Origin of the sequence: Bradyrhizobium sp. STM 3562, assembly GCF_045571435.1 — a bacterium.
Classification (GTDB): Bacteria; Pseudomonadota; Alphaproteobacteria; order Rhizobiales; family Xanthobacteraceae; genus Bradyrhizobium.
Window position 1 is genome coordinate 1,652,178 of record NZ_CP120694.1, and the last position, 20,681, is coordinate 1,672,858.

21 protein-coding genes are annotated in these 20,681 nt (G+C 64.3%); 9 read left to right on the top strand and 12 right to left on the bottom strand.

All coding sequences use genetic code 11. The features are described 5' to 3' along the window. Window positions 1-28 precede the first annotated feature (28 nt). The 4 genes from P6U23_RS07550 to P6U23_RS07565 form a co-directional block, all read right to left on the bottom strand. Window positions 29-193: a hypothetical protein gene (locus P6U23_RS07550; protein ID WP_407178929.1), complete on the bottom strand. Its 165-nt coding sequence runs from the start codon at window positions 191-193 to the stop codon at window positions 29-31. A gap of 12 nt (window positions 194-205) precedes the next feature. Further along, window positions 206-517 (bottom strand): hypothetical protein, encoded by a 312-nt coding sequence (locus P6U23_RS07555; RefSeq protein WP_407178930.1) that lies wholly within the window; start codon window positions 515-517, stop codon window positions 206-208. A 7-nt stretch (window positions 518-524) separates the two neighbouring features. Continuing rightward, window positions 525-1,382 (bottom strand): hypothetical protein, encoded by an 858-nt coding sequence (locus P6U23_RS07560; protein WP_407178931.1) that lies wholly within the window; start codon window positions 1,380-1,382, stop codon window positions 525-527. 141 nt (window positions 1,383-1,523) lie between these two features. Then, the gene (locus P6U23_RS07565; protein ID WP_407178932.1) at window positions 1,524-2,669 is read right to left on the bottom strand and encodes an FUSC family protein; all 1,146 of its coding nucleotides are present in this window, start codon (window positions 2,667-2,669) and stop codon (window positions 1,524-1,526) included. Window positions 2,670-2,790: 121 nt separating this feature from the next. On the opposite strand from P6U23_RS07565, the gene P6U23_RS07570 reads away from it, so the two are divergent. Next, the gene (locus P6U23_RS07570; protein WP_407178933.1) at window positions 2,791-3,054 is read left to right on the top strand and encodes an iron oxidase; all 264 of its coding nucleotides are present in this window, start codon (window positions 2,791-2,793) and stop codon (window positions 3,052-3,054) included. Between the two features lie 76 nt (window positions 3,055-3,130). Here P6U23_RS07570 and P6U23_RS07575 read toward each other — a convergent pair whose 3' ends face one another. Together P6U23_RS07575 and P6U23_RS07580 are read right to left on the bottom strand one after the other, a co-directional pair. Continuing rightward, window positions 3,131-3,685, bottom strand: a complete 555-nt coding sequence (locus P6U23_RS07575; RefSeq protein WP_407178934.1) for a hypothetical protein — start codon at window positions 3,683-3,685, stop codon at window positions 3,131-3,133. A gap of 14 nt (window positions 3,686-3,699) precedes the next feature. Further along, window positions 3,700-4,875 carry a zinc-dependent alcohol dehydrogenase gene (locus P6U23_RS07580; RefSeq protein WP_407178935.1) on the bottom strand — a complete coding sequence of 392 codons (1,176 nt, stop codon included), beginning with the start codon at window positions 4,873-4,875 and terminating at the stop codon, window positions 3,700-3,702. A 218-nt stretch (window positions 4,876-5,093) separates the two neighbouring features. Here P6U23_RS07580 and P6U23_RS07585 point away from each other — a divergent pair, with 218 nt between their 5' ends. Together P6U23_RS07585 and P6U23_RS07590 are read left to right on the top strand one after the other, a co-directional pair. Further along, a complete protein-coding gene (locus tag P6U23_RS07585; RefSeq protein WP_407178936.1) occupies window positions 5,094-5,495 on the top strand; it encodes a four-helix bundle copper-binding protein in 402 nt (133 codons plus the stop codon). 29 nt (window positions 5,496-5,524) lie between these two features. Then, window positions 5,525-5,782 carry a hypothetical protein gene (locus tag P6U23_RS07590; RefSeq protein WP_407178937.1) on the top strand — a complete coding sequence of 86 codons (258 nt, stop codon included), beginning with the start codon at window positions 5,525-5,527 and terminating at the stop codon, window positions 5,780-5,782. A 189-nt stretch (window positions 5,783-5,971) separates the two neighbouring features. Here P6U23_RS07590 and P6U23_RS07595 read toward each other — a convergent pair whose 3' ends face one another. Together P6U23_RS07595 and P6U23_RS07600 are read right to left on the bottom strand one after the other, a co-directional pair. Further along, window positions 5,972-6,157, bottom strand: coding sequence for a hypothetical protein (locus tag P6U23_RS07595; protein WP_407178938.1), 186 nt, complete (start codon window positions 6,155-6,157; stop codon window positions 5,972-5,974). 82 nt (window positions 6,158-6,239) lie between these two features. Then, window positions 6,240-6,998, bottom strand: coding sequence for a class I SAM-dependent methyltransferase (locus P6U23_RS07600; RefSeq protein WP_407178939.1), 759 nt, complete (start codon window positions 6,996-6,998; stop codon window positions 6,240-6,242). Between the two features lie 168 nt (window positions 6,999-7,166). On the opposite strand from P6U23_RS07600, the gene P6U23_RS07605 reads away from it, so the two are divergent. Continuing rightward, window positions 7,167-8,243, top strand: a complete 1,077-nt coding sequence (locus tag P6U23_RS07605) for a hypothetical protein (RefSeq protein ID WP_407178940.1) — start codon at window positions 7,167-7,169, stop codon at window positions 8,241-8,243. Between the two features lie 43 nt (window positions 8,244-8,286). On the opposite strand, the gene P6U23_RS07610 is transcribed toward P6U23_RS07605, so the two are convergent. Further along, a complete protein-coding gene (locus P6U23_RS07610) occupies window positions 8,287-9,534 on the bottom strand; it encodes a glycosyltransferase family 87 protein (protein WP_407178941.1) in 1,248 nt (415 codons plus the stop codon). A gap of 258 nt (window positions 9,535-9,792) precedes the next feature. Beyond that, window positions 9,793-10,401, bottom strand: a complete 609-nt coding sequence (locus P6U23_RS07615; protein ID WP_407178942.1) for a TetR/AcrR family transcriptional regulator — start codon at window positions 10,399-10,401, stop codon at window positions 9,793-9,795. A gap of 144 nt (window positions 10,402-10,545) precedes the next feature. On the opposite strand from P6U23_RS07615, the gene P6U23_RS07620 reads away from it, so the two are divergent. Both P6U23_RS07620 and P6U23_RS07625 read left to right on the top strand, forming a co-directional pair. Further along, a complete protein-coding gene (locus P6U23_RS07620) occupies window positions 10,546-11,778 on the top strand; it encodes a cytochrome P450 (protein WP_407178943.1) in 1,233 nt (410 codons plus the stop codon). 266 nt (window positions 11,779-12,044) lie between these two features. Then, on the top strand, window positions 12,045-15,722 hold the full coding sequence (locus P6U23_RS07625) for an AsmA family protein (protein ID WP_407178944.1): 3,678 nt from the start codon (window positions 12,045-12,047) through the stop codon (window positions 15,720-15,722). Between the two features lie 63 nt (window positions 15,723-15,785). Here the strand turns inward: P6U23_RS07625 and P6U23_RS07630 are convergent, their stop codons facing one another. After that, window positions 15,786-16,304, bottom strand: a complete 519-nt coding sequence (locus tag P6U23_RS07630; RefSeq protein WP_407178945.1) for a DinB family protein — start codon at window positions 16,302-16,304, stop codon at window positions 15,786-15,788. Window positions 16,305-16,400: 96 nt separating this feature from the next. On the opposite strand from P6U23_RS07630, the gene P6U23_RS07635 reads away from it, so the two are divergent. From P6U23_RS07635 to P6U23_RS07645, 3 genes are all read left to right on the top strand, one after another. Further along, window positions 16,401-17,312, top strand: coding sequence for a LysR substrate-binding domain-containing protein (locus tag P6U23_RS07635; RefSeq protein ID WP_407178946.1), 912 nt, complete (start codon window positions 16,401-16,403; stop codon window positions 17,310-17,312). 137 nt (window positions 17,313-17,449) lie between these two features. Further along, window positions 17,450-18,541, top strand: a complete 1,092-nt coding sequence (locus tag P6U23_RS07640; protein WP_407178947.1) for a DUF2336 domain-containing protein — start codon at window positions 17,450-17,452, stop codon at window positions 18,539-18,541. A gap of 37 nt (window positions 18,542-18,578) precedes the next feature. Then, window positions 18,579-18,800, top strand: coding sequence for a hypothetical protein (locus P6U23_RS07645; protein WP_407178948.1), 222 nt, complete (start codon window positions 18,579-18,581; stop codon window positions 18,798-18,800). On the opposite strand, the gene P6U23_RS07650 is transcribed toward P6U23_RS07645, so the two are convergent. Then, window positions 18,801-20,672: a ferrous iron transporter B gene (locus tag P6U23_RS07650; RefSeq protein ID WP_407178949.1), complete on the bottom strand. Its 1,872-nt coding sequence runs from the start codon at window positions 20,670-20,672 to the stop codon at window positions 18,801-18,803. Window positions 20,673-20,681 lie beyond the last annotated feature (9 nt).

Below are 20,681 nucleotides of genomic sequence, written 5' to 3' on the forward strand. Positions count from 1 at the left end.
CGATCATGCTTCTCGGCGTAACGACCGCTCACGCCCAGGCCCCCGTACAAACCAACGCGGCGGAAACTGGCGGGATCACCTCGCCGTGCACGACCTCAGGCTTGTCGAGCGGGGCCGCCCAGTCAAACGCCTCAATCGGTGCGTCCACGACCGCGACCGGATGCGCGGGCAGCTCGACCAGCGCACCGATCACTTCCGGGCTGTCTCAGCCGGGACCAACATTCAGCGTTGGAACCACGACAGGATCAGCAACAAGCGCGACAACGGGCTCGACCGGCCAGGCGGGCGCATCGGGATCGATCAGCTCGCCCGCAGGCACCAATCCGCAAGCAGCGCTGCAACTGCCGGGCGAAGCGCCCAACAGCGCCACGCAATCCCCGCGCAGCACGGCCGGTTCTAACGGCGGCGGTGCAACGGCCGCAGGCGGCATCTCGTCGACGACGCTCTGCGCGCCGATGATCAGCTCAAGCGGCGGCGTCTCCAGTCCGGGCGAGCTGCTTGGCGGATGCTGAAGCAAGCCTGGTTTACGGCGCGGACGCGCCGTCCGCTGCCGGCATGTCGGCTTCCGTGAGGGCCACCGGCGTGCCGTTCGGATTTTCGGGATCAAACCCGAACATTCCGACCAGATATTTGTAATAGTCCGGCAGCTTTTCCTTCAGGGCCGCGCGCGTGAAGGGCTCGTGCGCCGCGTCCTTGCCGGCCAGGAAAATGCTCGCGGTGACCGCAAAAAACTCCTTGTGATTGAACAGCGCGTAGGCCTTCTTCGGCAGCAGGTTCTTCGCCTTGGCGTGGGCGTAGAATCCCTTGATGCCAATATTCTCGAAGCCCATCGGCAACAGCCGCGCATGGTAGGCGTGCAGGAACTCGTGCAGCAGCACCGGGTCTTGCGCGTAGGTCATCATGTACGGACGCACCATGATGACGCCGAGTCCAGAGTCGGCAGCGAGTTCGACCGGGTCCGGGTTGCTCCACTGCCGCTTCTGGGGATCCCAGACGGTGACGTTGAACGTGCCGTGGCGTTCCCGGTCCGGCACGGCCAGGCCATAGCAGGCCCAGGCGGCACCCAGTCCGAGGCAATCGGTCTCGCTCGCCACGATCGGAATCGAATGGAAAAACTTCAGGACCCTGGGGCTGAGGCCGGCGTTCTCGACCATGTCGAGCTGGCGCTTGAGATTGTCGAGGATCGCAGTGCTGTCCTTGCGCTCCGCATCCTGCGACAGGTCGAAGGAGTAGCCGCGATAGGTCTCGAACTTCTGCGGCGGCGCTGATGACGCCGCAGCGTTATCGCCGGCGTCGACGTGGAGCACCTGCGGGTCGGCAACGGCCGCCGTTGCGCCGAGCGCGAGGGCGAAGATGACTGGAAAGGCCACTGCAGCGCGCATGATTTTCCCCCTGCTGTCGAACGCGTCGGCCGCTCAAGTTGAGGCGCGGATCAATTGGAGATTGAGCGGGGAGGAGGCTACGCGATCGACATTGCGGTCACGTTAATCGGCCTCTGCCAAGCCTTTTTGTGCCGTTATGCCTCAGTTAACCAAGCGGCGCGCGGTGGCTGCGCCCGAATAGGCATGGGCCCATTCGCCGACCACGCGATGCAGGTCGGAAAGATGCTCGCGGAGCTGTTCGAGCGCGAAGCCGAGCGCGAAAAAGCGCTCCACGGCTTCGCTCGCCATCTTGCGCGTCAGGCCGTCGCGCCGTACCGCGCCGAAGGCGTCCGCATAGGCCTTGAAGGCGGCGTCGACGGCATCGATCGGCGGCGGCGGCTTGAGCTCACGCAGCGCCGTGCTGCTGTTGCGCAGGAAGTCGGTCGCTGCCAAGGCAGTTGCGTGCATCGATGGCGTGAGCCGCTGCACCACCTCCGCGGGCAGCTCGCAGCCCACGGCCCGCCCGAGCATCACGACGTCATGGCGCAGCCGTAACAGCGTTCGCAGCAACGGCCCCGTATCGGGCGCGGAGGTCAGGCGTGCCATGCGCTCATGCTCGGCCTCGGCGCCGATGGCGTTGAGCCGCGTCAGTGCCGCTCCGATCCCGTCCTGGATGCGGCGCAGACGCCGGTCATCGGGCGGGCGTGCCATCCCCTTGAGCAATTCCGCCAGCGCGTCCGCGATCAGGCGGAGCATGGTGGCAGCGGCCTCGGTCGTGAGCTGATGGCCGCGAGACGGCCAGACCAGGACCGAGACCAGGAAGCCGACGGCGCCGCCGACCACGACCTCGAGCACGCGATCGAGCGCGGACACCTCCGGGCTGACATGCTGCATGGTCGGGACGAGCAGCACGATCACCGCCGTGACCGGCAGGACATTGAAATTGGTCCTGAACGAGGCGATCAGGGCAAGCGGCGCGACCGCAAGCGCGAGCACGCCGAGCAGGGCCCACTCGTTTTCGTGTGGAATCAGGATCGCGAGCGCGCCGCCCCAGGCAACGCCGATGAAAGTTCCCAACAGATAGTCGGTCGCCGCCTTCAGCGAGCGACCGAGGCTCATCTGCGTGACGATCAAGGATGTCAGCACGGCCCAGAGCGGCAGCCGCAAGTGCAGCGCCTGCGCCAGTGCAAACGCCACCAGCGCGCCCAGCGCCACGCGCAACGCCAGGATCAGTTGCAGGCGGTAGCGATGGGCCAGCGCGCGGCCGTGTCGTAAAAACTTTGCAATGCGCTTTGCGTCGAGCGGCATCAATCGGCGTCTTCGGTTCGAACAAAGCCGATTTAACCCGCCCCTTCCGGAAAGACAATTTGGACGATTAGAATGATACACCGTCCGCGCGCGCCAGGGGCGGCTCCTTCAGGGAAAACGCATGACCGAAGCAACATCAATCGGCACGCGGCGGGACCTCATGCGAGGCGCCGCGGCGGGTCTGGCGACCAGAGTTTGCCTGCGGATGCGGCAGGCGCGGGCGGCGGAAAAGATGAGCCAAGCGCAGGCCGAGTATCGCGACACGCCGAACGGCCTCTATAGCTGTGCGATGTGCTCGCTGTTCGAGCCGCCCGCGGCCTGCAAGGTGGTCGAAGGCGAGATCAGCAAGGACGGCTGGTGCAAGGCCTTCGCGCTCGCAGATTAGCGCACCGCCGTCCCCGGCTTTCGGCGGGAAGGCGAGCGATATCACGCGCTTTCAAATGAGTTCACGATGAATCGGTTCACGATGCGCCCATGGGCGCTCCTTGCGGGAGCTGGCGCGCGAGGCCTTTCGACGCCTCCAGCCCTTTCGGGAAGCCGCTGCGATTGTTGTAAAGGCGCAACTTGCCGCGGCCTCGTCTCTGCTGCGCGGCGGCATCCTGCGCGCCGATATAGTCGAGCACCATGATGCCGCCGACCGTCAACAGCGCCAATGCGACATTGCCCTTGCGCGGGTTGCCAATCCGCAGTTCGGGCAGCAGCGTCGCGATATCCATCCCGTCGCCGGCGACGCGGCTCCACAGCCCCGCCTTTTTATCGACCGAGAGCGACATGACGCCGCTCGAAATCTCGCGCAGGCCATAGACGCGCACCAAGCCTTCCCTGCCGCGCATGCCGAGCGCGCGGGTGACGCGGTGCGGAGCGAGCAATTCGATCGCGCCAACACCAATGCTAAACCAGCCGAGCGCTCGCGCGAGCCGGTCGGTCGAGGTGAGCGACCCGGGGCCCGAGCGAATGATCGTTGGGTCGCCTTTCGGCCTGACGAAATTGGAAAGCGCGTACATCGCCGTGCCCATCCTGTTTTCTCGCGTTACGGCCTAAGCATCACTTTGATGCAACTGTCCTGCTTGTCGCGGAACACCCGGTACATTTCGGGGCCTTGCTCCAGCGGCACCGTGTGCGTGATCACGAAGGAGGGATCGATCTGGCCCGCCTCGATGCGCCGCACCAGCTCGTCCGCCCAGCGATGCACATGGGTCTGTCCGGTGCGCATGGTCAGGCCCTTGTTCATGAAGGCGCCCATCGGGACATGATCGGAAAAGCCGCTATAGACGCCGGGGACCGAGATGATGCCGCCGGGCCGGCAGACATAGATGATCTCGCGCAACACGTGCGGCCGGTCGCTCTCCAGCATCAGCATCTGCTTGGCGCGGTCGAGCAGCGTATCCGGCTGGCCGACATTGATATGCGCCTCCATGCCTGTCGCGTCGATGCATTTCTCCGGACCCCTGTCGTCGGTGAGCTCGTTGAGTCGCTCCACCACGCTCTCTTCCTCGAAATTGATCGTAATGGCGCCGGCGGCTTCCGCCATCGTCAGCCGTTCGGGAATGCAGTCGATCGCGACCACCTCCTTGGCGCCGAGCAGAAGCGCGCTGCGGATCGCCATCTGGCCGACCGGTCCACAGCCCCATACCGCGACCGTATCGGTGGGCTCGATATCGCAATGCACCGCAGCCTGCCAGCCGGTCGGGAAGATGTCGCCGAGCATCACCGCCTGCTCGTCGGAAATGCTGTCCGGAATCTTGATGTTGGTGGTGTCCGCAAACGGCACGCGCAGATACTCCGCCTGTCCACCCGGATAACCGCCCGTGATGTGGGTGTAACCAAACAGGCCGGCGGTGGTGTGGCCGAAGACCTTGTTGGCGATCTGCTTGTTGCGGTTGGTGGTCTCGCAGACAGAATAGTTCCCGCGCTTGCACTGCTCGCATTCGCCGCAAATGATGGTGAATGGGACTACGACGCGGTCGCCCTTCTTCAGCTTGCCGTTGACGCCGGAACCGATCTCGACGACCTCGCCCATCATCTCATGGCCCATGATATCGCCGGGCATCATGGCCGGGATGTAATTGTGGAACAGGTGCAGGTCCGAGCCGCAGATGGCGCATCCCTTCACCCGGACGATGGCATCCCGCTCATGCTCGATCTCGGGATCGGTGACAATATCGCAGCGGATATCCTCCTTCCCGTGCCAAACCAGCGCTCTCATGCGAACCTCCCGCACAACCTTCTTGCAGGAAAGTCCGAGAGTTGTGGAAGGTTGCTAGCGCGCTGCGGGATTTTTCTCGTTCGTCGGGCGGCCGATGTGCGGCGATTGGGGCGAGGCACAAGGCAAGTCGCAAAGTACGCGACCAAGCCGAGTCCGCCGGGAAACTAGCCGCAAGCATCGGGCGTTAGCCCATTCCACGCCAAGCGAGGAGAAAGGCCATGCATATTCGCGAGATGATCTCGGCGCACCCGGATGTCAAAGGCAACTTCAGCGAGCCGCTGATCGGCTGTATCGAGGCGTGCGCCGACTGCGCGGTGACCTGCACGTCATGCGCCGATGCCTGCATCGCCGAGGCAAGCGTCGCGGATCTCAAGCAATGCATTCGTCTCAATCTGGATTGCGCCGACGTCTGCGCCATGACCGCGGCGCTGGCCTCGCGCCGGGCCGGATCGGACCAGGAGGTGCTGCGCAGCGCGATCGAACTGTGCGCGCTGGCCTGCCGGCTTTGCGCGGAAGAATGCGCAAGGCACGCGCAGCACCACGAGCACTGCAAGCTCTGCGCCGAGGAATGCCGGCGCTGCGAGGAGGCCTGCGTCAGCGCTATTCGCAGCGTTCATTAACGGCGCAAGGGATCAAGGGATACGAGCCGATGAGCTTCGATTTTCCGATCGCCCCGCCGATCCTCATCAAGGACAGTCCGAAGCCGCGCCGGCTGCAGACGCTGCAGGAGGCGCGGCAGTTCGCCAAGGATGCCCTCGCGCTTGGGCGCAGCCCGCCCTGGCGCGACATCCACCGGCGTCTTGCGGAGGCAAACTCCGAGGAAGACGCAGTCGAGGCGATCGGCGCGCTGCGCGAACTTTTGATGGATGAAGGACTGCTGGTATCCTCGGATAGCAGCCTGGACTAAGTCCTACTGCGTCGGTAGACCCTCATGGCGAGGAGGCGCAAATGCGCTGTCTCCGGACGATGCTGCGCATCGCCGGGAGAGCCCATGAGGCCCCGATGCCGGCCTCATCCTTCGGGACGCTTGGCTCGCGCAAGCCCGTAAGCATGAGGGGGATAGAGCCGCTCACGACATGGTAGGACGAGCCGGCTGCTAAGCCGCCCTCAGTTTTTCCGGGTGATTGCGCGCGAGCCGGGACCGGCGCGCCTTCTGCCGCGTTTTCTCGCGGCGCTGCCTCGCCGGATCACGCCCGGCAAGCGTCTTGACGCTTTTCGGCGTGCGCCGCGCTGCGGGATGCATCTTCTTCACCTTGGGGTTTGCGATTGGACCGCGTGCCATGGACTCTCTGAGTTCAACGTTGGTTCCAGAACGAGCCGAGCCGTAACGGATCGGCCTCCGCTCTCTAACGCCAAGGCGCGCGTCAGGTTGCGCGTGCGATCTCCGCTTTCGACACCACGATCTCCGTGATCGCGCCCTCGCGGCTGAACCGCTGCATACGCTGCTCGACATCGGCCAGCATCGCGCCTGCTCTATCGCCGAGCACCGCAGGCGAAGAGGTCGAGAAGGTGAGCACGCGCTGCGCCAGATCGCGCGGGGTGATTTCATGGTTGCTCTCGACCTTTATGGTCTCGGCGAGACCAAACCTCGTCCCGCCGAGAAGGGCCGCAAGATCCTGACGGCGATGCGCGCTGCCGTCCGTGCCCGACCAGAACTGGCGTGCCGCGTTGTACTCGTCCAGCCATGGGTTGCGGCCATCGGCCGCGGATCGCGCCGAGCACACGACGATCACGCCATGGGGCGCCACCAAGCGCTCAAACACCGCGGCGATGACGGTGCGATCCATCCAGTGCAGGGCGCGGCCGATCGTGACGACCTCGAATGTGCCGACATCGTGAGGCAACTGCTCAGCTTTGCCTTCGATCAACGCGAACGCTTGCCCGGCACGTGCCGGCGCTTCTCTGGCTGCTGCGATCATCGCCGGTTCCGGATCGACGCCGACGATGCGCCCGACGTAAGCGGCAAAGCCGAGTGCCAGCAGGCCCGGTCCCGTGCCGAGATCGATCAGCGCGTGCTGCTTCGAGAAGCCAAGCCTTTCCGCCACGGTGCGGAAAAATGCCGCCGGGTAGGGCGGGCGGAATTGCGCGTAGAGCGGAACGGTGCTGGCGAAGCGGCCGATCATGCGCTGAGTATCGTCTTCCTGCAGGCCGTGGCCAGTTACCGCGGATCAATTTTCCGTTCGGCCCGATCACGCCATGCGGCGCGTTGCTCGGCCCATTCGCTTGATTTGCGGGAACAAGGCAACATAAAGTCTCGTGATCGGCGCTCGCTCTCGACGGAGGATCGATCGATGCGCGTTGCTTTCGCCTTGGCCGGTCTCGGCGGGTTCAATGCCCATGGCGCGGGATTCCTTGCCGCGGCCACGAAGTGGGGCATCAAGCCGGAGCTGGTGACCGCGACCAGCGGGCAAATTCTCGTGCTTGCGGACTGGCTGAGCGCGAAGGATTTGCGGGCGAGCCTGATCATGCGCGAACGCGAAAGCAATCCCCTGGCGCAGCTACAGACTGCCTTTTTCGGCTATCCGGGCGTGTTCAGGCCGGCCTACCCGGAAGCGCTGGCGCGTCTGATCTCGTGGCCGAGCGCCAGGGAAGGCGTGCTGAAATCGGTCGCCGATCGTTTGCTGCCGGCGCAAGAATACGTGCCCGACCGGCCCGAGACCTATTTTCAGAATGTCGCGGACATCTTGAACGCGAGCCCGGTAGGTATTCTCTTCAACAGTTACGAACCGGCAACCGGGCTGGGCTTCCTCTACGGCAACAAAATCGCTGCAGACTTGATGCCGTCTGAGAAGGCCATCCCGAAAGCGCGTCCGACGATCGCAAATCCCAGGCGCGACCTGCGCTACGTCGCCGACGCGACCGCGGAGCGCGCCATTCTGCCGATCACGGCGGAGGCGATCAAATCCGCGCTTTGGCTCTCGCTCTATGGATTCCACAACATTCCCGGCGGAAGGATGGATGGCGCCTATCACCGCTCCTGCATCCTCTCGGAGCTCCACGTCTTCGACCGCATCTTCGTCGCCCGTCCGCTCGCCAATGGCTGGTTTGGCAAGGAGCCGTCCAACTGGTTCGACGTACAGGACTGGATTTATGAGATGTGGTTTTCGGTCGGCTACAAGGCCGAGGTCGATGCGCTGAAACGCATCAACGATCTCATCGAGGCCGGCACGATCAGCGACCCCAAGTTCAAGAAGGTCGAACTGATCGAAATCGAGCCGGAAACGCCGGCCGGCTATTTCCATTATTTCGTCGAACGCGACGAGGTCTACGACCGAGCCTTCAGACGCTCGGAAGAGATGTTCAGAGAATTAAGACTTGCCGAGCCGTCGGCCGGGGCGCGCGAGGCCGCCGGCGCGCTCGAGGTTTGATGAGTTTTGAGCAAGCGCTCGGCGGGTCAAACATTCTCCGCCGTCATTCCGGGTTCGCACATTGCGGCCTGCCGGCGTTGCAAGATTGATCTTCGATGGACGAGCATAGCGAATACCATGTTCGGCGGACGACCAACACCATCAGTGCCATTATCGCGACTGGCGCCAGTGGCACCCCGTTCGAACTCGCTGGTATCGTGATAAATGGACTCACGTAAAGTGCGGCGAGCGCTGCGCGCTCATATGGCAGCCAGCCCTTGCCAATCGCCTCCGAGATCAGCCAGGCGCCGGGTACTGCAAGGATCACCATGTCGTAGTTGCCCAAAAATGGCACGCACAGGGCCGTTGTCGACACAAGCAGGGCCATCTCGGCGGCTCCGCCCGGCCGCCTCGATACAGTGAAGACGAGTGCCGCTGCCGCGGCGGCGGCAGTCACACATTGAACGAGCCAAGCCAACTCAGGTGATCCGCCGGCCAGCCGTATCGCGGCATAGGGACTGGCGAACTTATCAAAGCCCGGAGCGCCACCTCCATTCCAAGCAGCCGCCGCAGGGAGCGAGCCGATGAATCCGCTCCATGAGTCAACTCCGAAAACAATGGTGGCGGCGGCGATCAGCAAAAGAGCCGTGGCCGATGCCGCTGCAAAGGCACGCCATCGTCTGGCTGCTATCAAGACGAGCGGTGCGAGAAGGGCGAGCTGCGGCTTGTACACAAAAGTGCCAATGAGCACGCCTGCGACAACGGGGTAACGATCCAAAGTCAGCGCAGAGCCTCCCAGGAGCGCTGCCGAGAAGAGCGAATTCTGTCCGAAGAGGGCGCACACCGCCACCGCGGGGAACGCGATCGCGGGAACAATTGATCTCCCCTTGAGAACAGCTCGAATTACGGTCGCATAGGCGGCGCCGCTCGCGGCGATCCAAAGTGCTGCAGCCGTCGCAAAGGGGACGGGCGCAAACGGCAGGCAGAGGAATAGAGCAGGTGGAGGATAAAAGAACGGCGGGTACTGCCCCGGGCCGAACAGAGACACTAGTGCAGCACGTTCCGCTTCACCATAAGCATCTCCGGGCCGGCCATGAATCGCGAACCTGGCCGAGGTCCAGAACGCGGCGAAGTCGTGGCCTACGTTCATGGTCGGTACAGTCCATGGAATCGTCGCGATGAACCCGATCGACACGACCAGAAGCACGCGGGCAAATGCGGTAGCACGGTCCTGTGTGAGCCAATGGGCCTCGCGAAAGATGCCCATGCAGCGGGACGTCAACGTCGTTGCAGGCAAGTTCTCCGCACTCATCAGTCCGCCATCCTGCCTTGGACAATCTCTGGATGCCAAAACGCTAGTTGTAGCGGCTTAAAACTTCGTTTGAGACTTCGGGCCTGGACAGCCCCACGAGAACGGGAGGGCGCGTGTCTTCGACAGTCGAAATCGAAGCGAGCTATTCAAAGACGTCGTCCTGGCGATAGCCGCGGCCCGTAACAAAGGCGTTGTGATGGTCGTCTGCCGTTCGAGCCTGAAGACGGATTCGGCGGATGCCAGGATAGGCGGATGCTCTTAGCTGGAGACGACACCGATGGCGCGCTGCAGGTCACCGATGGCGCGCAGAAAGCTGTCGGCCGGCGTGGTTTCGGGATCGATCAGGCGATGCAGCCGAAAACCGTCTTCCAGCGCGAGCAGGATCGCGGCGGCCCAGGCCGGGTTGCGCGGGCTCCGTCCGCTGTTCTTCATGGTGGTCTCCACGATCTCGGCGACCAGCTTGCGCCGCGCGCGCAGCCTTTTGGCGAGCTCCGGCCGTCGCTTCTCGGCGCGCGCAACGTAAAGGATCATCTCCATGTGCAGCAGGGGCGAGCGGCCGAGCGGGTCCTGCTGGCTGCGGTCCATGCTCCTCAGGGCCTCGATGAAATCAGCCGGGTCCTTGTGCTTGTCGAGCAGATCGAGATTGCGCCGAATGGATTGCGCCACGTGCTCCTCGAGCATGGCGATGATGAGCTCGTCCTTGCTCCTGAAGTTGGAATAGAAGGCACCGCGCGTGAAGCCGGCCGCCGCGGCGATCGCCTCGATGCTGGCCGAGCCTATGCCTTGTTCCTCGAACACCCGCGCCGCCGCCTCGAACAGCTTTTCACAGGTATCGTCGCGTGTCGGTCTGGTGCGAAGCCTTGACATCGGCCCAATTTAGGCGACAATGCAACTTAATACAATAGTGTATCGAGTTGCATCCGGCCGGCGCAAGCCCGACGCCAGAGGAAACGCCCAAGCGAACCGAATGTGTGAACGCACATTCGGCGCGGCAAACAGAACGAGGTCACCATGAATGAACATGTGCAGACCACGGCGCCGGACCCGCTGTTCAATCCGCTGTCGCCGGATTTCATCAGGGATCCTTATCCCTCCTATGAACGGCTGCGTACCACCGCTCCGATGCATCTCACCGTGCATGGCGCGTTCCTCGCGAGCCGTCATGCCGAGGTGAGCCAGGTCCTGCGCGACAAGCGCTTCGGCAAAGATTTCGTCGAGCGCAGCAAGCGCCGCTACGGTCCTCACATCATGCAAGAGCCGATCTTTCGCGCCATGAGCCACTGGATGCTGCAGCAGGATCCGCCCGATCATACGCGGCTGCGCGGCCTTGTGGTAAAGGCGTTCACCGCGCGTCGCGTCGAGGACATGCGGCCGCGCATCCAGCAGGTGGTTGATCAGACCATAAACGCCGTCATCGAGCACGGGCGGATGGACCTGATCGAGGATTTTGCCTTCCGCCTGCCGGTAACCATCATCTGCGACATGCTCGGCATCCCCGAGGAGCATCGCGAGGTGTTTTACAAGAGCTCGCGCGATGGCGGTCGCATCCTCGAGCCAGTGCCGCTGACGCCGGAAGAGATCGCGCAAGCCAACGCCGCCAATGCGATGGCAAAAATGTATTTCGAGCAGCTTTTCGAGCTGCGTCGGAAGAACCCGGGCGACGATCTGACCACGCAACTGGTGCAGGCGGAGGAGGACGGTCACAAGCTGACCAATGAGGAACTGACCGCCAATATCATTCTGTTGTTCGGCGCGGGCCATGAGACGACGGTCAATCTGATCGGCAACGGGCTCCTGGCGCTGCACCGGAACCCGGACCAGCTTGCCCGCTTGAGGGCCGATCCGTCGCTGATCACTGGCGCGATCGAGGAACTCTTACGCTACGATTCGTCGGTGCAGATGACCGGGCGGGTGGCGCTGGAAGACATCGAGGATCTCGGCGGCAAGCGGATCCCGAAAGGCGAAAGCGTTCTCTGCTTGCTGGGCTCGGCCAACCGCGATCCGGCCGTCTATCCTGACAACCCCGACCGGCTCGACATCAGGCGGCCCAACGTGCGGCCGCTGTCCTTCGGCGGCGGCATCCACCGTTGTTTGGGCGCGCAATTGGCGCGTATCGAGGCGGAAGTCGCGATTGCGACCCTGCTCCGCCGCATCCCAGAGCTGCGGCTGGATGACGCAGAGCATCCGGAATGGCGACCGACATTCGTGCTGCGCGGCCTGAAGCGGCTCCCGGCGAGTTGGTAGGGTTTTCGGCGTCGGGCCGGGAAGTGTGCCACAACGGGGCTGGTCCTATCCCGCGCAGGTGGGGTCTTTAGTCCACTGCGGCGCCTCAGTCCAACGACTAAAGTCTGTTGGAATATTGGATCATCCCGCTTTCGCGGCCGACGACAGATGGTGTGGATGACTGTGACATCGCCACAGTTGTCTCTATATAAGGTATTGCTCTGGCGCTGAGCGGTCCCCGAGGGCCGCCGGGGGATTGTCGCCGGTGCTTGCCAAAAGGAGACCCCGTGCAGACGACGCTGCTCGGCTTCGCGATCGCCTTGATCTTGGCGCTGATCGCCGCATTGATCGGGCCGTATTTCATCGACTGGAACCAATTCCGGCCGCAATTCGAGGCCGAGGCGACGCAGATCATCGGCGCGCCGGTCAAGGTTTCGGGCGAGTTGCAGGCGCGGCTGTTGCCGACGCCGACCTTGCGGCTGGGCTCCGTTGCGGTGGGTGGCCCCAATGATCTCGGCAAGGTTCGCGCCGACAGGCTCGAAGTCGAGTTCAGTCTCGGTGACCTCATGCGCGGGCAATGGCGGGCCAATGAGCTCAGCATCGGCGGCATGTCGCTCGATCTCGGGCTCGACCGTGACGGCCGGATCGACTGGCCGGCCTCGAACGGCAGGTTCAATTGGGCCTCGCTCTCGATCGATCGTTTGAACGTGACCGGCCGCGCGGCGCTGCATGATGCACTCAGCCGGTCTACGCTGGAGCTGAGCGATATCGGCTTTTCCGGCGATGTCCGCTCGCTCTCCGGCGCAATCCGCGGCGACGGCAAGGTCACCGTGGCGGGTACGCGCTATCCGTTTCGCGTCTCCTCCGGACAGACCAATGACGGCAACGGCACCCGTCTTCACCTCAACATCGATCCGGGCGAGCGGCCCGTTTCTGCCGAGCTCGACGGTGTGCTGAATTTCGAGGCACGAGCGCCGCGTTTCGAAGGCGCGCTCACGCTGGCCGTTCCGCCCGCGCCGAAAGCCAAGGCGAATGAAGCCCGTACGCCCTGGAAGGTGACCACCAAGCTCAAGGCCGATCATAACGGCGCGCAACTCGAGCAGATCGAGGCGAGCTACGGCAGCGAGGAACGCGCGCTGAAGTTTTCCGGCGCCGGCGACATGCGCTTCGGCGCTTCGCCGCTTCTGCATATGGCTCTCTCCGCGCGCCAGCTCGATATCGACCGCTTGCTGGCGACGGACAATGCGGCCGACAGCGGCGTCCAGCCAGTGCTGATATGGCCGGCCTTGCGCGCCCTGACGGCGGACGTGCCGCATCCGCCGCTGCCGGTCCGCATCGAAGCAAGCGGCGAGCAGATCATGCTGGGAAGCCGCCCGCTGCAGAATCCGTCGATCGAACTGCATGGCGATGCGACGTCGTGGGCGATCGATCGGCTCGACCTCCGCGCACCGGGCAACACCCATGTCGGCTTCAACGGCTCGCCTTCCTCCCGCACTCTTGCCGGCGCGCTTGATATCGATTCTGCCGATCCGGATGTGCTGATGGCTTGGCTCCAGGGACGCAGCGATCTTTCCAGCCGCGGCCAGAAGTCGTTGCGCCTGCGCGGTAACGTCGCCGTTAATCCCGACGGCGTGGTCCTCGACCGGTTGAAGGCGGAGACCGACAGCGGGACCCTCGAAGGGCGGGTTGCCTTCTCGCCTGCGGCCGGGAACGGCGGCCCCCGGCTGGATGCGGCGTTGCGGGCGGATCAGCTCGATCTCGATGCAGCGGCGGCATTGGTGCGTTCGTTGGCGGGCCCACAAGGACAATGGCCGGACGAAGCGAAGCTTTCGCTCGATGTGGGCCGTGCCATCTCGGCTGGTCAGGAGTTTCGTCCGCTTCTCGCGAGCTTGACCTACACGCCAAAGAGCATCCTGCTCGATCGGTTGAAGATCGGCCAGCCAGGTGGCGTCACGCTGGATGGCGGCGGCCATTTCGATCGCGACACCTTGCTCGGAAGCCTGACGGTCGACTCGACCGCCGCGTCGATGGGCCAAATCAGCGGGATCGTTGCCCCGTTCGCGCCGTCAATTGCCGCTCGGCTCAATGCGATGGGAACGGGCACGGATCCGATACGGGCGAAACTGACGCTCAATCTGTCCCGAAGCAAGGCAGCGCCGGCCGAGATCTCCGCGCTGGCTCAGCTCAACATCGACGCACCGCAGCTCATCAAAGGCGACGCCACGGCGAGCGCCAGCCTGCCTGCCCAGGCGGTCCGCAACCTTGACTTCGACGCGCTGAGCCGCAGCGACGTCAATATCGCGACCAAGCTGTCGGCGCAGCGGAGCGATACGCTGCTGACGCTGCTTGGCATCGGTCATGTGATCGCGGCAGGCGAGGGGCCGACTCAGTTCGAAGCGTCCATCAGCGGCAAATGGCGCATGCCGCTGCACGTGTCGACGAAGCTGACGGGGACGGCGATTGACGCCGATGCGCAAGGCAGCGCCGAGCCGTGGGCACAGGATGCCAAGACCGACGTGAATTTGCGGGTGCGCAAGGCGAACCTTGCGCCGCTGTTCGGTCTCAAGCCGTCGGATGCGTCTGCGCAAAATATCAGCCTGTCCTCGCACGTCTCGCTTGAGGGCAACAAGCTGACATTCGACGATCTCGACAGCACAAGTGCGACGGCGCGGCTCCGCGGGCATTTGGCCGTCAGCCTTGGCGAGCAGAGGGAGGTGCAAGGTGAGGTGGGGCTGGATGCACTCCAGCTTGCGCCGGCCTTTGCTGTTGCGATTGGCGCTGCCGGTCATGATCCGGCCGCGCCGCTGGTTGCGGGCCTCTCCAAGGGCTGGCGCGGCCGCATCACCTTTCAGGCGCTGCGCGGCGAACTGTGGGATGGCATCGAACTGCGCCCGGTGAGCGGCGTCATCAGGAGCGATGGTCAGTCGATCACGTTTGATGGGCTGAAAGGAGCGATCGGCGGCGGCGAAGCGAGTGCCACGATCGATGCAAGGGACGGCGCCAACGGGCTCGTGCTCAATGCCAGCGTCGAGCTCAGGAATGTTGACGGCGCGGCGCTGCATTATCGCAACCTGAAAATGCCCGCGAGCCGCACCTCCCTGCAAATGGCGTTGACGACCCAGGGGCGGAGCGTCTCCGCGCTGACCGGCGCGCTGTCAGGCAACGGCACGGTGACGCTGCAGGGCGCCAGCATCATGGGCCTCGATCCGCGCGCCTTCGAACTCGCGATCCGCGCCGGCGACAGTGGCCTGTCGATCGACGATGCAAAACTGCGGCAGATCGTCGAGCCGGCGCTCGCGTCGGGGGCGCTGCTGGTTGCCTCCGCGCAAATCCCCTTCACTGTGAGGGACGGACGGCTGCGCGTCGGCGCGACCGCGCTGGAAGGCGATGGCGTCCGCGCCATCATTTCCGGCGGCTACGACATCCCGGCCGACCAGGCCGATATAAGGGCCACGCTCGCGTCCACTGCGATCGGTTCGGGCAGCAGCCATCCGGAGATCCAGTTGTTCATGGCCGGCCCGCCGGGCGCGCTGACCCGCAGCGTCGATGTGACGAGCCTGTCGTCCTGGCTGGCCGTGCGCGCAATCGATCGTGAGACGCGCCGGCTGGATTCGATCGAGCGTGGCGAGCCGCAACCGCAGGAGCCTGCGACCCTTCCGCCATCGACAGCCGCGTTGCCGCTGCCGGGGCGGCCGGAGCCCATGCCGTCTCACCAATCATTGTCGGATGCGCCGCTGTCCGGCCATGAGCCGCCGCGCCGCATCCCGGGAATGCCGAAGACGGCTCCGCCGCGCCTGCCGAGCCCGCCGGCCGTCTCAAATCCTGCACCGGCCGTGAGTCAGCAGGTTGCGCCCCTGCCACCGCCGATCGACGTCCGGCCGCCGCCCGGACCGCCGCCGCTCCCGGTCAAGCCCAAACCGCGGCCGCCGCTGGTGCTGACCCCGCCGGCGATAACGAACCCCTAGATGTGAACTTTGATCCGGAAAAGTGTGCAGCGATTTTCCGGACAGATCATGCTCAAATAAAACTTAGATCGCGAGCTTCGGCGCCGGCACGCCGCGATGAAACAGGAGCAGGTCAAGCGAGGGGGGCTCGCTTCCGGTGACGATCGAACAGCAGGCGTGCGCCTGGCCGCGGTGATGGGTCTGGTGATTGAACAGGTGCAACAGGATGTCCTGTAGCGGCTGCTGTTGCGGCTTGCCCGCCATGGTCTGGTACGACACCGTTTTGCCGAGGTCGTCCGCGCCGTAGCCGGCGATCACGCGCTCGAGCCGCGCATCTTCCGCCATGCGCGCCCGCGCAAGCTCGTACCGGTCCTCGAACAGGATCGCATCGAGCTGGCTGGGATGCTCGCCTTCGCCGGTCAGGCGCTTCAGCCAGACGCGATCGGTAAGCAGCAAATGGTTCAGTGTGCCGTGCAGGCTGCCGAAGAACACGCCGGTGGGCCGGCGGTACTGCTCCTCGCTCATCGCAAGCGCGACCTCGTAGAGGCGGCAATTGGCCCAGTGGTTGTAATCGGCAAGCTGCCTGAAGTTCTCGATGCTCATCGTGGTCCTTGATGCAAGCGAAGCCCGCCGATCTTATCTTGCGGAAGGCACGACATTGGTGAGATTATCTCACCGATTGTCACCGGAGACCCGCCCTTGCCAAGGCCGGCCCCGCCCTCGGCACGCGCATTGTTGGCGCTGTCGCAACTCCACAGCCTCGGCAGCCTCACCGAGGCCGCCGAGCGGCTCGGCGTGACGCGCTCGGCGCTGTCGCATCGGATTGCCGAACTCGAAAAGAGCTTGGCGATCGCGCTCACGCGCAAGGTGGGGCGCAAGCTCGTTCTGACCGAGGACAGGGAAAGGCTGCTTGCCAGCATGGGCGATGCGCTGGAGCGCACAGAAGCGGCCGTCGAACCGTTCCAGCGCCATCGCGGCCAGGTCCGGCTGTCGACGGTTTCGACCTTCGCCTCGCTCTGGCTGATCCCGCGCCTTCCCGATTTTCAGGCGCGCAGGCCCGGTGTTGAAGTCGCGATCTCGACCACTACGCGGGCGGTCGATCTGTCCAGCGAGGACGTTGATTGTGCGATCCGGCACGGCCGGGGCGAATGGAAGGACGTTATCTCGACCTTGTTGTTTGCGGAGACCTTGATGCCGGTCGCCGCGCCCGCGGTGGCCGGCCGCGTGCGCGCGAACATGGGCCGGGGCTGGCGCGGCACTCCGCTGATCCGGGCACGCTCGCGCTTCATGGACTGGACGCGCTGGCAGAAGGCGGCTCCCTTCTCCGCCAACGGCTCGCCCAAATGGCTCACGGTGGAAACGCGCGCTCAGGCGCTCGATGCGGCGATTGCGGGCGCGGGGATCGCGCTGATGGACATGGCCTATATCGGACCGCCCGTGGCATCAGGCAGGTTGACGATGCTGGCCGATCATCCGTTGCGGCTTCCGACTGGTTACTATTTCGTTTATCGGCCGGGGGTACGGAACCTGCGACTTCTGACCGATTTCCGCGATTTCGTCGTCGAGGCCGCCGAACCGTTCCGCGCGGCGGCAGCAGTTGCGAAGTCGTAAACCCATTTGCGCGAAATTAAGCGAAATCTGAGCGGCAATCCTTAGTTGCCGATTTTACGGAATAATTGCGTTTCCCGCCTAGATTCAAAACCATCTGAATCCATGCGGCCTCTGTTGCGAGTTGAGGTTTTCTGACAATGAGTGAGGCGAAATCGTTTCTGCGCGATCTTGATCACGCGATCTCGCGAGGAACGGCTGAAAGCCGCGAGCGCGCCTTGTGGTATGCGACCAACCTGCTGATCACGGGCGGTTACAGCGAAGACGAGATCCGGACCTTCGGCGAAGTGATCGGGCGGCTCGCCGAGGAGATCGAGGTCGCCGCGCGCGCGCAGCTCGCCCAGCGGCTCGCCTCTTTCGACAAGGCGCCGACCAACGTCATCCACAAGCTGGCCTTTGACGATGCGATCGAGGTTGCCGGACCCGTGCTGACCAATTCGGAACGGCTCGACAGCGACATCCTGGTCGCCAACGCCGAGACCAAGGGCCAGCCGCATCTGCTCGCGATCTCCAAGCGCAAATCGCTCGATGCGGTGGTCACCGACGTCCTGGTGACGCGAGGCGATCGCGAAGTCGTCACGTCGGTGGCGAGTAACCAGGGGGCGCGCTTTTCCGGCTTCGGCTTCCTGCACATGATCAAGCGCGCCGAGGGCGATTCCATCCTGGCCGAACAGCTTGGCCTGCGCACCGACATCCCGCGGCACTTGTTTCAGCAGCTCATCGCCAAGGCATCGGAGGACGTGAAGAAGCGCCTGGCGCGCGAGCGTCCCGAGATGGTCGCGCAAATTCAGAGCTCGGTCAGCGAGCTTGCCGGCGCGCTGCAATCCAAGCTCGGTCCTTCCTCGCGCAGCCATTTCGTCGCCAAGCGCGTGGTCGCGACACAGCACCGCCTCGGCAATTTGAACGAGGCGAGCATCGCGGGCTACGCCTGCTCGCATCGCTTCGACGAAGTGACGATCGGGCTGTCTTTGCTGAGCGGCGTACCCGGCGACGTGATCGAACGCGTGCTGATGGACCGCAACCGGGAAATGCTGCTGGTGCTCGCCAAGGCACTCGACTTCTCCTGGGAGACCACGATGTCGCTGTTGTTCCTGGGCGCCAAGGATCACCGCATCTCGGCGAAGGACTTGAGCGACTTCAAGGACGAGTATCGCGGCCTGAACGTCGAGTCCTCGCGTAGCATTCTGAAGTTCTATGAATCCCGCATCTCGGGAGTTCCGATCCCGGCCTGATTACCGCCGCTGTCCACAAGTCCATCAGGAAGCAACCTTGAGCATCGATGTGAGCGAGTTGCGCATCCGTCCCGCCGACCGCAATGGGCCGAAGGGCGAGGGCTCTGTGGCCGATGCGGCCTGGCTCGTTCTCGATGCTGCGAGCGATCTCGGCGATGAGGTCGCGGTGGCGGCGTGCCGGCGCGTCATCGATGCCGGCCTGACCGGCAGGCCGGCCGCGTCATGCGATCTGCAGCTCGTGCAGGATTATTTCAGATAATCAACCCGCGCCGAGCGCGAGTGCGATGTTGTAGGTCGCAAAGCTCGCGGCATAGGCAAGCGCGAGCATGTAGGCGAAGGTGAGCGCCATCCATTTCCAGCTTCCGGTCTCGCGGCGGATCACTGCGAGCGTGGATGCGCATTGCGGCGCGAAGATATACCAGACCAGGAGCGACAGCGCGGTCGCAAGGCTCCATTTGGTGGTGAGCACCTGTCCGATCTGTTCGGCCGCTTCCTTGCCGCCCTCGATCGCATAGACCGTTCCGAGCGCCGCCACCGCGACTTCCCGCGCAGCCATGCCCGGGATCAGCGCAACCGCGATCTGCCAGTTGAAGCCGACCGGCGCCAGCACAGGCGCGATCGCTTTCCCAATGATCGCGGCGAGGCTGTAGTTGATTGCCGGCTCCTCGGCGCCTGTCGGCGGCTGCGGGAATGAGGCCAGAAACCAGATCAGCACCATCATCGCAAAGATCGTGGTGCCAGCGCGCTGCAGGAACATTTTGGCGCGGGTGTAGATGCCGATGGCGATGCCGCGCAGGCGTGGCATCTTGTAATCGGGCAATTCCAGCATGAAGGGCGCGGGCTGGTAGTCGCGCCACATGAAGAATTTCACCAGGAAGGACATGCCGAGCGCGCTGGTGATGCCCGTCGCATAGAGGCCGAACATCACGAGCCCCTGCAGGTTGACCCAGCCCCAGATGTCCTTGGGCGGAATGAACGCCGAGATGATCAGCGTGTAAACCGGGATACGCGCCGAGCAGGTCATCAGCGGCGCGATCAGAATGGTGGTGAGGCGGTCGCGCCGGTTGTCGATCACGCGCGTCGCCATGATGCCGGGGATGGCGCAGGCAAAGCTCGAGAGCAGCGGAATGAAGGCGCGTCCGTGCAGCCCGGCGCCGCCCATGATCCGGTCCATCAGGAAGGCCGCGCGCGCCATGTAGCCGAAATCTTCGAGCAGCAGGATGAACAGGAAGATGATGATGATCTGCGGCAGGAACACGATCACGCTGCCGACGCCGGAGATCACGCCGTTCTGCAAGAAGCTCTGCAACAGGCCGGAAGGCAGCGTGTCGTGAACGAATTGGCCTGCCGCGTCGAAACCTGATGACAACAGCTCCATCAAGGGCTGCGCCCAGGCGAACACCGCCTGAAACATCACGAACAGGATGGCGAGCAGGATCACAAGTCCTGCGACCGGGTGCAGCACGACCGAGTCGATCCGCGCGGTCCAGGTGTCGGGGCGTTTGGGCAGGCTGACGCTCGATGCGATGATGCGATCGGCTTCGCGCTGGGTGGCGCGAAGCTCCGAGGCCGAGAGCGCGCGCCAGAGATTTGGCCGGGACTCGGCTTGCGCTTGTGCCGCGATCTCGTCGGTGAGCCGCAGGAGTTCGGCGGTGCCGCCCTTGCGCACCGCGATGGACGTGACCACGGGCACGCCGAGCGCGGCCGACAGCTTCGGCACGTCGACGGTGACCCCGCGCCGCTTGGCGATGTCGAACATGTTCAGCACCAGCGCCAGCGGCCGGCCGGTTGCCTTGAGCTCGAGCAAGAGCCGGATCGTCAGCCGCAGATTGGTGGAATCGGCGACGCACAGCACGAGATCTGGGAGGATCTCGCCTTTCGCTTTGCCCAGGACGAAGTCGCGCGTGATCTCCTCGTCCGGGCTGCGGCCACGCAGCGAATAGGTGCCGGGCAGGTCGACCACCGAGACCTGGCGGCCCGCCGGCGTGACGAAGAAGCCTTCCTTGCGCTCGACCGTGACGCCGGGATAGTTCGCGACCTTCTGCCGGCTGCCCGTGAGCGCATTGAACAGCGACGTCTTGCCGCTATTCGGTGTGCCCACCAGGGCAAGATGCATCAGGGGAGCTTCCATCGTTTTGAG

Bases quoted from the DNA above. Each gene is read 5' to 3' on its own strand.
- P6U23_RS07650 (WP_407178949.1), bottom strand. From the start codon at position 20,672: ATGGAAGCTCCCCTGATGCATCTTGCCCTGGTGGGCACACCGAATAGC.
- P6U23_RS07560 (WP_407178931.1), bottom strand. From the start codon at position 1,382: ATGCGCGCTGCAGTGGCCTTTCCAGTCATCTTCGCCCTCGCGCTCGGC.
- P6U23_RS07600 (WP_407178939.1), bottom strand. From the start codon at position 6,998: ATGATCGGCCGCTTCGCCAGCACCGTTCCGCTCTACGCGCAATTCCGC.
- P6U23_RS07615 (WP_407178942.1), bottom strand. From the start codon at position 10,401: ATGTCAAGGCTTCGCACCAGACCGACACGCGACGATACCTGTGAAAAG.
- P6U23_RS07575 (WP_407178934.1), bottom strand. From the start codon at position 3,685: ATGGGCACGGCGATGTACGCGCTTTCCAATTTCGTCAGGCCGAAAGGC.
- P6U23_RS07595 (WP_407178938.1), bottom strand. From the start codon at position 6,157: ATGGCACGCGGTCCAATCGCAAACCCCAAGGTGAAGAAGATGCATCCC.
- P6U23_RS07640 (WP_407178947.1), top strand. From the start codon at position 17,450: ATGAGTGAGGCGAAATCGTTTCTGCGCGATCTTGATCACGCGATCTCG.
- P6U23_RS07580 (WP_407178935.1), bottom strand. From the start codon at position 4,875: ATGAGAGCGCTGGTTTGGCACGGGAAGGAGGATATCCGCTGCGATATT.
- P6U23_RS07590 (WP_407178937.1), top strand. From the start codon at position 5,525: ATGAGCTTCGATTTTCCGATCGCCCCGCCGATCCTCATCAAGGACAGT.
- P6U23_RS07570 (WP_407178933.1), top strand. From the start codon at position 2,791: ATGACCGAAGCAACATCAATCGGCACGCGGCGGGACCTCATGCGAGGC.
- P6U23_RS07565 (WP_407178932.1), bottom strand. From the start codon at position 2,669: ATGCCGCTCGACGCAAAGCGCATTGCAAAGTTTTTACGACACGGCCGC.
- P6U23_RS07605 (WP_407178940.1), top strand. From the start codon at position 7,167: ATGCGCGTTGCTTTCGCCTTGGCCGGTCTCGGCGGGTTCAATGCCCAT.
- P6U23_RS07630 (WP_407178945.1), bottom strand. From the start codon at position 16,304: ATGAGCATCGAGAACTTCAGGCAGCTTGCCGATTACAACCACTGGGCC.
- P6U23_RS07585 (WP_407178936.1), top strand. From the start codon at position 5,094: ATGCATATTCGCGAGATGATCTCGGCGCACCCGGATGTCAAAGGCAAC.
- P6U23_RS07620 (WP_407178943.1), top strand. From the start codon at position 10,546: ATGAATGAACATGTGCAGACCACGGCGCCGGACCCGCTGTTCAATCCG.
- P6U23_RS07610 (WP_407178941.1), bottom strand. From the start codon at position 9,534: ATGAGTGCGGAGAACTTGCCTGCAACGACGTTGACGTCCCGCTGCATG.